This is a genomic window from Persicitalea jodogahamensis (genome assembly GCF_014651615.1).
Taxonomy (GTDB): domain Bacteria; phylum Bacteroidota; class Bacteroidia; order Cytophagales; family Spirosomataceae; genus Persicitalea; species Persicitalea jodogahamensis.
Genome location: NZ_BMXF01000008.1, coordinates 1 through 13,854 on the forward strand (window position 1 = coordinate 1; position 13,854 = coordinate 13,854).

Here is a 13,854-nt window from a genome sequence, read left to right on the forward strand (position 1 = left end):
AAAAAAAAACAAAAAACCGTCTTTCGACCTCTTCCAAACCATCACCGATCTGATTTGTGATCAAATTGCCCAGGGAGTCGCGCCGTGGAGTAAGCCCCGGCTCACGGTAAACCTCGGCGAGGGCGCGCACAGCCGCGCCGTTAACATGGTCAGCAAAAAGCCTTACGAGGGGATAAACGCGCTGATACTCGGTTGCAGCCCTTATAATCTGCCCCTATTTGTGACCTTCAAGCAAGCACGGGATTTAGGGGGCAGCATTCGGAAAGGTGCTAAGTCTTTACCTGTGGTGTACTGGCAGAAAAAAAAGGTCGAGAAAATCAGCGAATCCGGCAAGGTCAAAAAGGAAGAGCGGTTTTTGCTGCGCTATTATAACGTTTTCAATGTCATGGAAACGGATTTGGACTACTCCGCCTTTATCGCCCCAAAGCCAGCCGAGGCAGTGCCGACCGAGGCGCGGCTCATACCGTCCTGTGAGAGAATTGTGGAGGGCTACGCCGACCGCCCACTCTTGGTTCACCGTGATCAGCAAAAAATGTCCTACAGCATTGGCATGGACGTGGTCAATATGCCCGACCAAAACCGCTTCCAGTTGGCCGAGGAGTATTACCACATTTACTTTCATGAACTCGTTCACTCGACCCGGCACCCCAAGCGACTCAACCGCGCGGGCGGTAAGATCAACACCTTCGGCGGAGCGGAATACAGCAAAGAAGAACTCACGGCGGAGTTGGGCGCGTCCTTCCTGTCGGCCGTGGCCGGGATCGACACGCCCGAACTGCTCACCAATTCGGCAGCTTACCTCGAGAACTGGCTCAGCGTATTCAAAGGGGACAAGAAATTTCTCTTCGAATCCGCTGCCCTGGCCAGCAAAGCCACCAAATATATTCTTGGCGAAACGTACGCCGAGGCCGAGTAATCGGACACCAGGGCGCGGAAAAGCCGCGCCCTGGAAAATTTTGCCAGGGGGTACCCCCCTGAACCCCCAGTTTTCACCGTAGCGACGAATTGCTACAAGATTTCCAAATCCAAGCAGAATCTAGCCCGGATCGAAAACGTCCAATAGGGGAAAAGAATAACGCTTACGAGTCAATAAGAGTTAAAGACCACCTAGAGAGAAACGAAAGTTGAATTTCAGAGTCCTATTCTTAGTGGTGTTTTTGCTTTTGATCGGAGAATTTTACAGATTTGTAAGACATCAACCGCTGAGTGACATTGGAAAGGACGACCGAAGCCATCCGGGCCTTTTTTGCGGACGAGCAGCGGCGACCGCTGCTTAACCGATTTGGTATTGAAAAGGCGGCCGGGCTTCCCCCGCGCCGCCTTACTTCGTTGGAGAGATACCCCAGCACTGAGCTAACTGAGCAGGAAATCGATCGACTTGTCGAAGTGTTGGAAAGGCTGCAATTCCCTCCCACCCCGCCGCATGAAACTTGACGATATCTGTCCCTGATTTCCTATGAAATGTCTGATGACAGCTTACCTAACAATAACCGTACGGACGATCGTCGAGGCCGATGATGAAGAGCTGGCCCAGCAAATTGCGGTATTGATATGAAGATTAAAACACTGGGAGAGATTATCCAGGAGATAAGGAAAAGTAAGAAAATGACCCAAGCCGCACTCGGCGATCTGTCGGGCTGCTCGCGACAGTACCTGAGCGGCGTAGAGAATGGGACCCAGACGATTTCCGAGGAGCGGGCAGGCCAGATATTGGCCTGCCTGGGCCATGAACTGGCAACAGTTCACTACGCTCGCCCTATCGAGGATCACCTATCCAGATCACAAAAAAAAGAGGGGTGAAATTCCTTTTTTTGCTGGAAATGTTAAGCAATTTGCTTACCTTTATAAGGTTCCCAAACGGGGTCGGGCAGCATCAACCGTCTAAGGCAAATCGCTACAAAAACATTCACAACGTGTTCAATCAGGACTTTTATCCCACACCCTCCGAGCTGATCGGGACGATGATTGGTCAAAACGACCTTCAAGGAAAGACTATTCTCGAACCCGGCGCGGGTAAGGGCTACCCGCTGCCCGAACATATGCAGAAGAAAGAACCCTCATTTGAATTCTAAAAAACAGGTGGACTTTGGTCGTTATTTCGTTGCTTTTGTTAAGTGAATTACTTGCCTTGTATGAGTTGAAACTATTGAAGATTAGACTTTTAGACAAAATAATGGGCAAGATTTTAAAACAAATAACTGATCTGAAAAACAGTGAAGATCATTGCCGTCAGATATGGGAATGCGTCACGGGCCAGGAAAACGTACGGGGCGAGGAGATTTTTGGGTGCTGCCAGATCGAGGGAACGGAGGTGCAGATTGAGCGAGTCAATAGCATGGAGTACCGCCGCATATGCATCGACAATGATGGGACGGTCACGTATGAAACTGGTGAAGTCGCTCTGCCTTACAATCCGTTTGCATTGGTGGGCCTGCTGACCTCTCTGGGTTATGCGCCCCGCTGAAAGACAACTCCAATTTTTTAAAATACCTTTACCAACCCCATCGTAAAAGCAGACATTTTTTATCCCACCCAAGCCAGCCCGCCACCGGGGCAAGTCGTTGGGACAGCGGCTAATAACCGCGCTTTAAAAAGCGGCCTGAATCCATGCCTAGAGGGGGCAACGATCCCAGCCGCGCGCGGTTGCCGCCGACCCATTAAAAAAAACATCCGCGACCCTGCGCCCCGGCAAAATGCTTCCGGGCGGCGAGCCGCTTCGTTCGCCTTGTGCCAGGCTTCGGGCGCTGCGTCTTTTTTGAAACACGAAGCCGCTCCGGTTCTGCCCGGCTCCCACCCAATTTAAGGAGATAAGGACTTGCACCAACCCGCCCAGGCCCGTGCCCCGCCAGCAGCCGTCGACTCCTCCGCGACAGGGCATCGGGACAAAATCCGTCCCAAAAAAAGACCTGAGAACGGCATGCTGAAAAACGCCCGCCCATCCCAGGTCTGGGACGGGCCCGACCACCTGACCGCATCCGGGCTTCGCTCGCTTAAAGGAAGCTCACGCTGCCAGGATGCGGCAATGCTCCCCGAGTCGCCGACCGCCTTGGCTTTACCCGACCCTCCCACCGCTGCGGCGGGCCGTCCTATTTTAGGAGAATCGGATGATGGTTTTCTATTGAAGATTTTTTGATTTGAACGTTGCAAAGGAAATCAGGGGAGCGTTGCACGGGCAAGGCCGATGCCCTTCGGGTTGCTGGAAAAAATCTCCACCCTAGGGGCGGTACGCCGCCCGGTAGTATTTTTTTCGCAAGCCTGGCCCGCACCCCACCCCCCTGATTAAGAAAAAGGCATGTTCAAAGTCGAAAAAATTTTGTGGAGCGAGGCACGGCTATCTTTTCGGAAATGCGGCCTTGCATGCTTCAGTTCTATGAGGTCGTAAGCGGAAACTTTTGCGAAAAAAAACCTGAAAAAAAGCTAAAATATATTCACACAAATTTGTGTGAATCAAAAGATTTTCGTACTTTAGTAAGGTCATAAGGGAGTAAGGAACTCTCATTCTCATCTACCAAAACCACATTTCAAATATGGAATTTTTCAAGAGCAAAGGAGGAGGGCAATTCTTTAAACGCGTGGGCGACCGCGTGGTGATAGTTTGTAAGTATGGCTTCAACCCTAGTATTGAGGTCACCACTTACGACCCAAAATTACAGGTTGCGCTCGCGTGTCAGGACAGCGACGCGGCTGAATTTGCCCAAGCCTACGCCGAAGTTTTAGACAAGTTAGCCAGCTATTTTGATAGCCTGATCGCAGCGGCCTAAGCTATTTAATCGGAATCCAGCAATCCTTAAACCGGATCTTTTTCAAGTCTCATCTACCACTTTTTTCATTTTTCAACTATGGACTTTTTCACCAACAGCGACAGGAGCAAGGTAGTGAAAGTGCGCGACCTCGGAGAGCGCACTACGATAACGGCCACCGATGCCCAGAGTAATATTTCCCGTACCTACAGCCAGCCCGTCAGCTACTACCTCAAGCGGCTCAAAGAGCGCGGCTACCACGGTATCACGCCCGAGCGGTACGCCGAGGTTCGCGCCGCCCTTATCGCAGAACACAAGTACCATTTTTCCCCCGAATTTGGAAGGGCGATTTACGCACAGCTTGCTGCCTGAAAACTTCACAAAAATAAGGTAAAAAAGATTAACCAATATTGGTTAATTCAGATAAAAACCTTATATTTAATATGTTAAAGGAATCCGGCACTCCTCAAACCGACTTATTTTTTTCTTTTTCTCATCTACCAATTTTTTCTTTTTTCCTATGAACAAGAAAACCACCACCGCCAAAGCCATCGCCGCACAAGCAGCTAACCCCGAAACCGGAGAAATGCAGGAAATCAAGTATTTCCCAGGCACCCCGAAACAGTACCGCTTCAACGGACAAAACGGAATTTTTAACATCGACGGGATTGACGACATTGGCCCTACTCTGTCGATACACCCCATAGCCTGGAGGGTTTTCAAAGACGAACTTTTCGGGCGTCCCAAAATTGACGACTGGGCCGAGATTTTCTTTGTGGACGGGGAAGGTTGCCTTTCTTGCGTTATGTTCACTAATAGTTCGGTAACTGAACTGATGGATCTTTTGCCACGGCTGTATTATGCGGGCAAAAAGCTCTCCGACGTGATTCTCAATATTTCATGTGAGAAGAAGGTCACCGAGAAGATGGTCGATGGAAAAAAAGCAAAGGTCTCGTGGGCTTTGGCTAAGTTCAATTTCGAGGACGCCCCCGCTGAGGCGGTTGCCCACCTGACCAAGTTTGCCCAGGAAAACCCGATTTTTCGCCGCGACACCATTACGTCAAGAGTGGAGTACCGCACGTTTTCGGATACCTACGCGATAGCTACGGCGCAACTAATCTCCGGGAACCAAACCAGGGATGTAGAGGATCTCGGTGAGGTGGAGCAAGCCGCCGCCTAAAACGCTAACAGCAGCGGCCCCGCGTTTGAACGCGGGGCCGCATTACCTCTCCTCTTAGATTCCGCCTTTATGCTCATAACCCAAACCACCACCGCCACGCAGCCCGCCGCCTGGACGACCCATACCACCGCCCTAGCTCCTCCCGCGGCCGCTGACGCGGCGATTTTGCCCCAGCCCTGCCCTTATTGCGGATCCGAGGCGGGCGAGTATGAAGCCGAGGACGGGTATATGCGCTGTTACGATTGTGGCGGCATGTGAGCCTAAGAATTAAAGCAAAATACCCTTACATCATGACGATTAACGGATGTCCCCACGACCGCACCCAGGGCGACAACTACGGGCAGACCTGCGTGGACTGCGGCCAGGTGCTGGGCGGATACGGATTTTGGGGCGAGGGCCGCAAGACCTGCCTGCACCGCTTCGTGTCATCGCACGATCCTAAGTACGTAGAATGTCTGTACTGCCAGAAGACTATCGACGCCGACAAACTAGACTAATTACTGCCCCCGTTTCTGGGGCTTAATTCTTACGTATATGGACTATCGTTCATTAGCCCGAATCTCCAACAGCGATCTTTCGGAATTCTATAATTTCCTATTCAATATCCGAGACAATTTCTCTGAAAAGGCTTTGGAGTTGGGACGGGTCGTACACCAGCACATTCTCGAGCCGCACACGGTTGAAGGGCCTGAACCAGGTGTAAATATGGCCCAGGTCGAGAAAATGGTTCGCGCGGCACGTGCCGATCCATTTCTTAGCTGGGTCGTTCAGTTTTCCCAAAACGAGGGCGTAAGGCTCTGGGACGATGTGGCGACTGGATTGCGACTAAAAAGTAAGCTGGACAACGTTTATAAAAGTCGGTTGGTAACCGACCTGAAAACAACGTCGGCCCATAGCCGAGAGGAGTTTCTAAGAAGCTGCCAGCGCTATGATTACGACCGCCAAGCGGCATTCTATCTCGATGCCATCGCCGCCCCGGCCGCACATCGGCCCCGATTCTGTTTTCTGGCCATCCAGAAGCAAAAGCCCTTTTCTGTCTGGCGGTTCGATTTCGCGGACGATTCGGATTTCATAGCCCAGGGTCGCCAGAAATACCGCTTCCTGCTCGATCAATGGGCGCTGCGCGAGCGGCAGGGTCTCTCTTTCGTTCCATCCTCGTGGGCAGCGGAAGAGTCGCCCAGGATTCTTCTTTCTAGCACCCAAATCATTCACTAAGCCTTTTTGCAATCATGTCTAAAATAGAGAATCATCATATTTGTCCCGAAGGGCTTGACAGACCCGGCTCGCGCTATCCGTGAGGCTTTTCTTACTGCTGAGAGAAAAATAGAGGAACTGTCCGAACTGCGCTATTGTGAATCGACTTGATTGTTTCTCAGCAGCAACTGAGTGAGATGGAGTGGCCCGGTACGAAGGAATTAAAGGCGTTGGTCGCAGAACCGATTAACTAATTGTATTTTTGCAGGAAACGCAGTATTTGAACATAGAATATGAGCCAAATCTACTATTTCAAACGCCACCAAGAGGGAGATGCCTGGCATTACTACAAGCTGATGGATGATCGGATGCCGATTGCCTACGAGATGCTCAATTTTCCCAATGAGACACCAATAATCGAGACGGTAGAGCTTGACTTGGATTTCTTGGATTGCAAGACGCAGTATAACGCGCCCTGGGAGGTCGGAATACAGATTACGGCTGAGGAAGTACCAGCAGGCCTGGAAGAGAGCAACGCGGGGCGATTTCGAAGTGTATCTGCAAGGAAGGCGGGTAAAGGTACCGGATTAGGGCGTCTCCCTGCGGGCCGGTCTCTTCCGGGTTCGCTTCGCTCCGTCCTGCGGACATAGCCCTGCGGGACTTTCCTCCATCCCCCTGACACAAGAGAAAACTCACCGCACGTCTGCGGCCTGCGTCGCTTCGCGCACGCTCAAAAAGGGGGCTTCTAGGGTAAAGCAGAGCGATTTTCGTACCAGCCTAATTCATCGAATTCGATGAGTTTAAGATTTATAAAAACAGAAATAAAACATTAAATATTCACTAAAAAAGCACTAACCAATATTGGTTAATTCGCGTAAATCCCTTATATTTAGGTAGTTATTCATCTACCAAGATTTAGAAAATGGGAACGTACAAAAAAGCGAAGAAAACCAGTAGAGGTCAGGGAAATTACCAGGGCATGAATTGGATTAGACAGGAAAAGAGATTAACCATTTACCTGCGTGACGGGTTGGCCTGCGCATACTGCGGCGTATCGGTGGAGGAGGGCGCACAGCTTACGCTGGACCATATCAAGCCCCACAGCTTAGGCGGCACAAACAAGGAAACCAATTTGGTCACTTGTTGTCTCAAGTGCAACAGCAGCCGGGGCAACCGCACAATGGAGGAATTTAGTGCTGCCGCTGCCGCTTACCTCGACCACGGTCTCCAGGCGTCGGCCGTCGTGGCCCATGTTACAGCTTGTGCCAAACGCAAGCTCGACAAATAGGCAGCCAAAGCCATGATTGCCCGGCGCGGCTCGTGCTTCGAGGTGCTTGCCGCCGCCCGCCAAGGAGTGGAAATGTACTAGGAACCCAGGTTTAATTCCCCCGATTTCGGGGAAATTAAAATTTTTACCCCGGCCAGGTTACCAGGTTTTTCGGCCGGGGTAAATGAGTATGGAACGGCCCCGGCTATTGTTGCCGGGGCATTTGGTTTACAAAGATTCAATAACTTTGCCATGAAAAAAGCTCATGAAGTACTACGACCGACAGGCCATCCGCGCGTTTCTGAGCGACCCTCGGGTGCGGCCGCTACTAAGTTGGCGCGGAATCGAGAAAGCAGCCGGCCTAAACCCATACACCATCAAGAACCTTGTACGCCAGGACAAAGCACTCTCAGATCAGGAACACGAGCGGCTGACCGAAACGCTGGTCATGCTGGGCATTGATTACTGGGCTGAAAGCCTGGCAAAACAGAACGCATGAGTGCCAACATCCGCCGTGCCTTGGCCTTGGTTTATGTGATGGCCGCCCGATAAGGATTGGGTGGGTGCTGCAATCATTATCGATCATTCACCGGGCGTATCACCCGCTCGCTCACTTCCTTATTGTAAAGTTTGTATTCCCGCGCCTGGGCGGCCTTGCCCTCGCGTATGAAAACGGCATTGCAGTATTTGGCCCTGTCGTCGATGCGCTTATCTGAGGCCTCCTTAATCTGCCACTCGCGGAGTAGCTGTAGAATGCGCGTCGAGCCGATGTCTTTGGCGTAGAGACGTAGGTTGCGGTCAGAAACCTTGAATCGCCTCATCCCCTCAATGGCGTGGGCCGTTTTTGGGTGGTTCTGCCACTCAGAGGGCAACTCGTCAGTCTGTGGATGGAGCAGTTTGAAGTTCAGGGCGATTATTCTGGGACGGCCACGCCGCCCGCCGCCCTGCTCGTAGATAGGCTCGTAGTCAAAGGCTAAATTGGTGTCTTTCAACTCTTCTATCGGCTCGGTGACCGTGTAGGTAATCAAATCTTTGGTTGAAGGGTATTTCATCACAGGGTTGCCCTTTTTGTCCTTTTTGACCCGGTCGTAAATGTCCTTCTGCTCCCAGCAGTCCATTAGTTGGCGGTATTCATCAATACTTACGAACCATTCGCCCTTATCGCGGAACGCGGAAAGGATTTCGAAGAAACGCATCGAGTACCAACTTCTGAGATGCATATAGCTTTCGACCTGAAACTTGGAATAGTGGGCGATCTGGATGAAATAAGGGGCAAGCTGCGGATTGAGAAGCACCGTGACTATGCCGTCCTGGTAGCCGACACGCTCGTCTTTGGTGGTGTCCAGCAGGTTGCGGACGTACCACTCGTAATCCTTCGGGTTCTTGGAGTCCTTACTTCGGGGCTTCTGAAATTCCCACGTCACCCTGGCAAGTTCGCGTAGAGCTGCCTCGACATAATTGTATAAGGTCTGCGTGGACAAGTCAGACTTACTGGCCAGGTCGGATATCTTGAACTGATAGTGAGGGCGAAGCTCAAAGTCGTCGTCGCGTATCTGGTCAATTACCAAGGCCATGATGCGCTTGGCCATCGGCGTCATCTTTTTCTGACGGGCAAACGTGACGTTCCAATGCTGTTTGACCACCTGCTGGTGTTCGGGCTGATAAGTCAGAACTGCGGGTAGGGGCGGAAGAGTGTTTTTGTTGTCTGGTTCCAAATTGATTCCAATTATTGAGTAATGCAATATTAGGAGTAATGATTTTTATCTCCTAATAACTTACCGCAAAGCTCTCTTTAATGCCCGGTCGAGCTACCGCAGAACTCCTATTAATATTGGATTGTGTTACCATGGAACTCCTTTTAATACCTTCTGCACCTATATATATAAACTATAATTAGTTTTCCTACTATAATAGTTTTGTGTACAAAAAGAGCTTTTAGGGGGCGTTTGATTTGGAATGAATCCAAAAAAGAAGCGGAGAATGAGAAAACAAAAACAAGACAAGTAGAAATGTAAAAAAGCTGTGAACTAAAAAAATAGTTAATTCTGTTATAAAATACTGATTACCAGTTTGTTATTTTCTATTCGAGCAATATGCTTCAACTTTCCGTAGAACTTCATGATTTTCGCTATAAAATTTAACAACCAAAACATTCGGTATGTGTAAACATTTTGACTACTAGGTTATTATCTATAATAACGCTTGATTTTTTAGACATGTATGCGGATCTTTGGCAATTGTGCCAAGCGGGGTGAAATTACTGAAAAAAAAGTTCATGAAATAGAGCGATTATTTGTTTTAAAATACTTAAATTTAAGAAGTTAACAACTAATACAAATCTCTTTCATGGACGTTATATGCCCCCGCCATGCACCTATTTATGGAGCCCGCCCCGGTGATCTATTTCTGCTGGATCTGGATTCCGAAGCCTTTGCCATTGGAAACGAGTTGCTGATCCTGTACGGCCCGCCCGCTGAGGACGAGTCCTGGTTGGGTGATCACCGGGTCATTAACAAAACGGTCTTTGCAGCAGAGTCGCTTACCGATATGCTTAGTCGGATGGTTTTCGGAGAGCCGCGCGAAATCGGTTTAATAAAACTATACGCTTTCCTGGACAAGAATAGCCAGCAACGTGATGTCCGATGCTGCTTTGTGTGCGCCCGCTGTATCGAGCGTGAGAAGAAGACCTGGCCCTGGCCAAGCAAGCTCCGCCGTACGCCCAACCTTGGCCTGGCAGCCCGTTCGGTTGCATCCCCTACCCTACCCATGAAGAATCAAATGATTTAGGCATCTCCCACATAAGACTGAGAGCTATGGGTCTGAACGCAAAAACCCGACCAGTTGCCTGGTCGGGTTCGCCTCACAATTCTCATCTACCAAAGATTTAAATCAAGGGCGGGAGCAAATATATAAATTATTTCCAGACCCTAAACAGTGCATTAATGGCGGCTTTGCCTTCGTGACTAAAAGATCCTATTTGAGGCGCGAGCCTGATTCTTACCATGTCGCTACCATAAGACAATTTGACTTTGGTGCTAAAAAGTTTTGTTAAGCCAATAAATAAACCTACTTTTGGGTGTTGAAAAAGGTCTGAAATTAGGTGTAGAATTACACCCAAAATATACTAAAAAATTATATGATACTTACCGTAGGGGGCATAAAAGGCGGAACCGGAAAGACGACTATCGCGACCAATTTGACAATTTGGCTGGCCAGTCAAGGCGCGGATGTCTTGCTGGTAGATGCAGACGAGCAGGAGAGTGCCAGCGATTTTACGGCCTGGCGCGATGAAACAACCGACGGCCAAGCCGGCTATACTCTGGTGCAGCTTAACGGGGCAACTGTGCGCCGTCAGGTCGAGCAGCTGCGCCCCAAGTATGACCACATCATCATCGACACGGGGGGGCGTGACACGGCCAGCCAGCGTGCGGCTCTTTTTGCTTCTGACGCGTACCTGATTCCTTTTGCCCCCCGCAGCTACGAAATATGGACGCTTTCCAAGGTTCTCTCCCTGTTGGATGAAATCCAGGGTACCCGGGCCTCGCCGCTGCGCGTGTATTCATTCCTAAACAAAGCCGATGCCCGAGGCGTAGACAATAGCGATGCTACCAGCGTTCTGCTGGAAAGCGAGGGATTGAACTTAATAGACTTCCCGATTGTCAACCGCAAAGCATTCGCCTCGGCGGCCAGCAAAGGGCTGTCGGTTTTCGAGATGACACCCGCCGACGAGAAGGCCACTACTGAGGCCGAGCGCCTTTTCACTTATATTATGCAAACCCAAATCTGAGACTCATGTCCATCACCCCCCCACCCAAAAGAAAGGGGGCCACCGACCAGGCCCCAAGTTTGAATATTGCCAGCGAGCGGAAAATGGAGGAAGTCATCAACCGTGGTAGTACCGCGGTGGCTTCTAGACTTAGTTCCGAGAAAGATCAACCAACCGTAAAAAATTTCAACGTCCGTATTATGTCCGATCGTTTGAATGTAGTGAATAGCTTACGGGATCTACGGCCCAAAAAGCCCCTAAGCCCAAAGCCAGGCATCTCGTTGCAGGACTGGGTACTAGAAGCCATCGAGGAAAAAATCAAAAGAGAGCAGAAGAGTTTATCCTAATGCTGGATTACACCTATTTTAAGGTTAGTTTATAAACCTAGTTTCGCACCTAATTTTAGACCCAATTCTAAACTTGGTTTTAGACCTATTTTTGCACCTAGCAAATACCGATATTTTGACAATAATGAACCCGGCTTGGCTTGTGATAACTTTCAGCACCAGGTTGGGATATGCGACCGGGTCAATTTGGATGGCATCCATTCCTATTTCTGGCTACCACGACGCTGAAAGACTATTTTGCCGATTTCGAGAAGTTCAAATTGGGCTTTGGGCGGATCACACATTATTTTGGCATTAAGCTGAATTGAGAAAGGAGCAAATAGCAGTTTGAAGCAATGCCATCTGTCTAGACAGAGCCAATGGCTCAGGCACTAACCGAGCAGCCCGACCATGTGGCCTATGTAGCAAGAAGCCGCAGATCGACAGGGTGTTTCTCAAAAAAAACGGGCAAGCCGTTACTATTCAAAAACAGGTGTAAAAGTACACCTGTTTTTGAACCTAATTCTACACTTTATGTCAGTTGTAGAAACAGGTTCATAAACCTGCCTAATTTTTGCCGGAAGCCGTCGAGTCCGGTAGAATAAGCTGAACTCCCTTGAAGCCTATTGAACTGACTACTTCGTAGTTCGCCGCGTCGATGAAATAGGCCTTTTTTTCCTTGTCGTAATGTACGACCTGTTCCAGCTTTTCAAGCCGGGCGCGTTCGGTGTTACGGACGTAGAAAAAGACCCCTAGCAGGATTAGCACCAGAGGAACGAAATAGTACACTCCCCAGCCCCAACGCAGGAAGAATGCCGTGGCCGGGGAAGTGCCTTCGTAATGATGATGGTGGGCGTTGATGCTCCCCTTCATCTTTTCGAGTATCTGCTCATTCTGGATGTTGACACTGTCAAAGGCATTTAGCAGGGGCATAAACTCAGGAACGATGTCCCTTTCGGCTATGCCGTATTTCCGGGCGAAATCCACTTTGCTCTTTTCCATTTCACACGGTGGCCAGGGGTTCGAGCATATTACGCAGGCGAATCCGCGCCGCTATACTTTTTTGGGCATCCTCCAAAGTAGTCTCCCCGTTGGCCACCGACATGATAGTCAAAAACGGATTATCGTTATTGCGATGGCCGGACTTACCGACGATAAGAATGTTGGACTCATTGCCCAACCCCTTCTCGATAAGACGAGCGCGTAAGGCCTCGCTCTCTTTATCTGCCTTAAAGGTCACATCGTTGATGAGCATATTGACTTTGAAGCAATGTGCCAGTGAATTTGAAAGCGCTACGTAATAGTTTAGGTTCTCATTGACATTGTCATCGGCCCCGGAGACGATTACATTGAAAGTCATGTCAAGCCCCAGATCCCCGGCAATGTATTTCAAGTTATCGCCCGTTAGTTCCTCATCGGTTTCCAAGGCTTCACGAAGCACGTTGCTTTCGGGCGCACCTATGTCGAGGATCACCAGCGGGCGGTCGATCTGAGCGATTCCCTCGAAGACAGTAAAAAAGTGGGCTTTCTTATATTCGGCTGCTGCGTTGTAAATATCAACCACATGTACATTTTCCTCGCCAAGAACACGGGCGTGACGGTCGGCATTTTGATTGGCCTTCTGGGAGGAATCCAGCAGAACTACGGCTGTTTTTTCAGGTTCGCTGGTCAGCATTTTGAAATAGCCCATAAAACTCTTGCCTACTCCACCCTTGGCTTGCAGGAAGATGGAAACCTGTTTGTTTGCTTTTTTAGACATTGCTTCTGTATGATTGATTGGTAGATAAGAAAAAGCTGATTGGCTTGGAGCATCACGGCCTATGAATTGGATGCCTCTTTTGTCCCGAAAATGGGCCGGGGCTTCGGGGTGGGGGTGCGAAAGTCTTCGTCGATAATGAGCTTTCTACCTGGTTGGAACTGACTGGGTGAGGAGGGAGGCTGTTGATTATTTTCCTGGTTTTGTACAATCGGCCTAGCTAACGGAAAAGTGGCAGAGGCAAAGGGTTCAGCCGCCTTAGAAGCTTTCTCCAACTTGCGGCGGTAGTAGTGAAGAATGTATCTCAACCGCTTGCTTGTGATTTCCAGTTCGTGTTCGTCTAACAGCTTTTGGCTTATTTCCTCCATGCTTAGGAACTGATCGACCATCGGGGTGATGTGGTGGTATAAATCCATTCCCCATTTCCTGTTGCCTCGCGCCCGGAGTACTTTTATCTGCTCAATTGTTCTCATAGACCATATACTGAATAGTTCACAAAAAAACAGTATAAAAATGAACTGTCACAAATGTAGATGCCCAAGGTGAATAAAAAAAATCTCAAAAATTTTTTTCGGCCATTAATCGAACATTAGTCGGAACAGAGCAATTTTTCCAAACATTAGTC

Annotated in this window: 23 protein-coding genes; 18 read left to right on the forward strand and 5 right to left on the reverse strand. The window is 49.5% G+C overall.

The genetic code is table 11. The features are described from left to right. The 5 genes from IE117_RS24685 to IE117_RS24705 all read left to right on the forward strand — a co-directional run. A partial coding sequence (locus IE117_RS24685; protein WP_189568539.1) for an ArdC family protein occupies nt 1-916 on the forward strand: 916 nt, incomplete at its 5' end. 296 nt (nt 917-1,212) lie between these two features. Continuing rightward, nucleotides 1,213-1,434, forward strand: coding sequence for a hypothetical protein (locus IE117_RS24690; protein WP_189568542.1), 222 nt, complete (start codon nt 1,213-1,215; stop codon nt 1,432-1,434). Nucleotides 1,435-1,551: 117 nt separating this feature from the next. Further along, the gene (locus IE117_RS24695) at nt 1,552-1,800 is read left to right on the forward strand and encodes a helix-turn-helix domain-containing protein (RefSeq protein ID WP_189568545.1); all 249 of its coding nucleotides are present in this window, start codon (nt 1,552-1,554) and stop codon (nt 1,798-1,800) included. Beyond that, nucleotides 1,797-2,072 (forward strand): hypothetical protein, encoded by a 276-nt coding sequence (locus tag IE117_RS26345; protein WP_229581454.1) that lies wholly within the window; start codon nt 1,797-1,799, stop codon nt 2,070-2,072. The genes IE117_RS24695 and IE117_RS26345 overlap by 4 nt, the downstream gene beginning before the upstream one ends. A gap of 101 nt (nt 2,073-2,173) precedes the next feature. Beyond that, complete coding sequence (locus tag IE117_RS24705) at nt 2,174-2,464, forward strand: hypothetical protein (RefSeq protein ID WP_189568550.1); 291 nt, start codon at nt 2,174-2,176, stop codon at nt 2,462-2,464. A 147-nt stretch (nt 2,465-2,611) separates the two neighbouring features. Here the strand turns inward: IE117_RS24705 and IE117_RS24710 are convergent, their stop codons facing one another. Then, nucleotides 2,612-2,878, reverse strand: a complete 267-nt coding sequence (locus IE117_RS24710; RefSeq protein ID WP_189568553.1) for a hypothetical protein — start codon at nt 2,876-2,878, stop codon at nt 2,612-2,614. Nucleotides 2,879-2,917: 39 nt separating this feature from the next. Between IE117_RS24710 and IE117_RS24715 the strand changes: the two genes are divergently transcribed. The 10 genes from IE117_RS24715 (at nt 2,918) to IE117_RS24760 (ending at nt 7,880) form a co-directional block, all read left to right on the forward strand. Beyond that, nucleotides 2,918-3,133 carry a hypothetical protein gene (locus IE117_RS24715; RefSeq protein ID WP_189568556.1) on the forward strand — a complete coding sequence of 72 codons (216 nt, stop codon included), beginning with the start codon at nt 2,918-2,920 and terminating at the stop codon, nt 3,131-3,133. A 394-nt stretch (nt 3,134-3,527) separates the two neighbouring features. Next, nucleotides 3,528-3,761: a hypothetical protein gene (locus IE117_RS24720; protein WP_189568559.1), complete on the forward strand. Its 234-nt coding sequence runs from the start codon at nt 3,528-3,530 to the stop codon at nt 3,759-3,761. Nucleotides 3,762-3,839: 78 nt separating this feature from the next. After that, entirely contained in the window at nt 3,840-4,112 is a 273-nt protein-coding gene (locus IE117_RS24725; RefSeq protein WP_189568561.1) for a hypothetical protein, read from the forward strand. Between the two features lie 148 nt (nt 4,113-4,260). Beyond that, entirely contained in the window at nt 4,261-4,920 is a 660-nt protein-coding gene (locus tag IE117_RS24730) for a hypothetical protein (protein ID WP_189568564.1), read from the forward strand. Between the two features lie 69 nt (nt 4,921-4,989). Further along, complete coding sequence (locus IE117_RS24735; RefSeq protein WP_189568567.1) at nt 4,990-5,178, forward strand: hypothetical protein; 189 nt, start codon at nt 4,990-4,992, stop codon at nt 5,176-5,178. A gap of 32 nt (nt 5,179-5,210) precedes the next feature. Then, the gene (locus IE117_RS24740) at nt 5,211-5,417 is read left to right on the forward strand and encodes a hypothetical protein (protein ID WP_189568570.1); all 207 of its coding nucleotides are present in this window, start codon (nt 5,211-5,213) and stop codon (nt 5,415-5,417) included. A 37-nt stretch (nt 5,418-5,454) separates the two neighbouring features. After that, nucleotides 5,455-6,135 carry a PD-(D/E)XK nuclease-like domain-containing protein gene (locus IE117_RS24745; protein ID WP_189568573.1) on the forward strand — a complete coding sequence of 227 codons (681 nt, stop codon included), beginning with the start codon at nt 5,455-5,457 and terminating at the stop codon, nt 6,133-6,135. Nucleotides 6,136-6,407: 272 nt separating this feature from the next. Next, nucleotides 6,408-6,764: a hypothetical protein gene (locus IE117_RS24750; protein WP_189568576.1), complete on the forward strand. Its 357-nt coding sequence runs from the start codon at nt 6,408-6,410 to the stop codon at nt 6,762-6,764. 272 nt (nt 6,765-7,036) lie between these two features. Beyond that, entirely contained in the window at nt 7,037-7,402 is a 366-nt protein-coding gene (locus IE117_RS24755) for an HNH endonuclease (RefSeq protein WP_189568579.1), read from the forward strand. A 244-nt stretch (nt 7,403-7,646) separates the two neighbouring features. Continuing rightward, on the forward strand, nt 7,647-7,880 hold the full coding sequence (locus IE117_RS24760; protein ID WP_189568582.1) for a hypothetical protein: 234 nt from the start codon (nt 7,647-7,649) through the stop codon (nt 7,878-7,880). A gap of 76 nt (nt 7,881-7,956) precedes the next feature. Here the strand turns inward: IE117_RS24760 and IE117_RS24765 are convergent, their stop codons facing one another. Next, nucleotides 7,957-9,096, reverse strand: coding sequence for a replication initiation protein (locus IE117_RS24765; RefSeq protein WP_229581457.1), 1,140 nt, complete (start codon nt 9,094-9,096; stop codon nt 7,957-7,959). A 631-nt stretch (nt 9,097-9,727) separates the two neighbouring features. On the opposite strand from IE117_RS24765, the gene IE117_RS24770 reads away from it, so the two are divergent. From IE117_RS24770 to IE117_RS24780, 3 genes are all read left to right on the forward strand, one after another. Then, a complete protein-coding gene (locus IE117_RS24770; protein WP_189568585.1) occupies nt 9,728-10,168 on the forward strand; it encodes a hypothetical protein in 441 nt (146 codons plus the stop codon). Between the two features lie 349 nt (nt 10,169-10,517). Further along, on the forward strand, nt 10,518-11,168 hold the full coding sequence (locus tag IE117_RS24775) for an AAA family ATPase (RefSeq protein ID WP_189568587.1): 651 nt from the start codon (nt 10,518-10,520) through the stop codon (nt 11,166-11,168). Between the two features lie 5 nt (nt 11,169-11,173). Further along, complete coding sequence (locus IE117_RS24780; RefSeq protein WP_189568590.1) at nt 11,174-11,494, forward strand: hypothetical protein; 321 nt, start codon at nt 11,174-11,176, stop codon at nt 11,492-11,494. Between the two features lie 546 nt (nt 11,495-12,040). Here the strand turns inward: IE117_RS24780 and IE117_RS24785 are convergent. Genes IE117_RS24785 through IE117_RS24795 form a run of 3 tightly spaced genes read right to left on the reverse strand, consistent with a single transcriptional unit; the run spans nt 12,041 to nt 13,702 of the window. Then, entirely contained in the window at nt 12,041-12,475 is a 435-nt protein-coding gene (locus tag IE117_RS24785) for a hypothetical protein (RefSeq protein WP_189568592.1), read from the reverse strand. Nucleotide 12,476: 1 nt separating this feature from the next. Further along, nucleotides 12,477-13,232, reverse strand: a complete 756-nt coding sequence (locus tag IE117_RS24790; RefSeq protein ID WP_189568594.1) for a hypothetical protein — start codon at nt 13,230-13,232, stop codon at nt 12,477-12,479. Between the two features lie 59 nt (nt 13,233-13,291). After that, nucleotides 13,292-13,702 carry a hypothetical protein gene (locus tag IE117_RS24795; RefSeq protein WP_189568596.1) on the reverse strand — a complete coding sequence of 137 codons (411 nt, stop codon included), beginning with the start codon at nt 13,700-13,702 and terminating at the stop codon, nt 13,292-13,294. Nucleotides 13,703-13,854 lie beyond the last annotated feature (152 nt).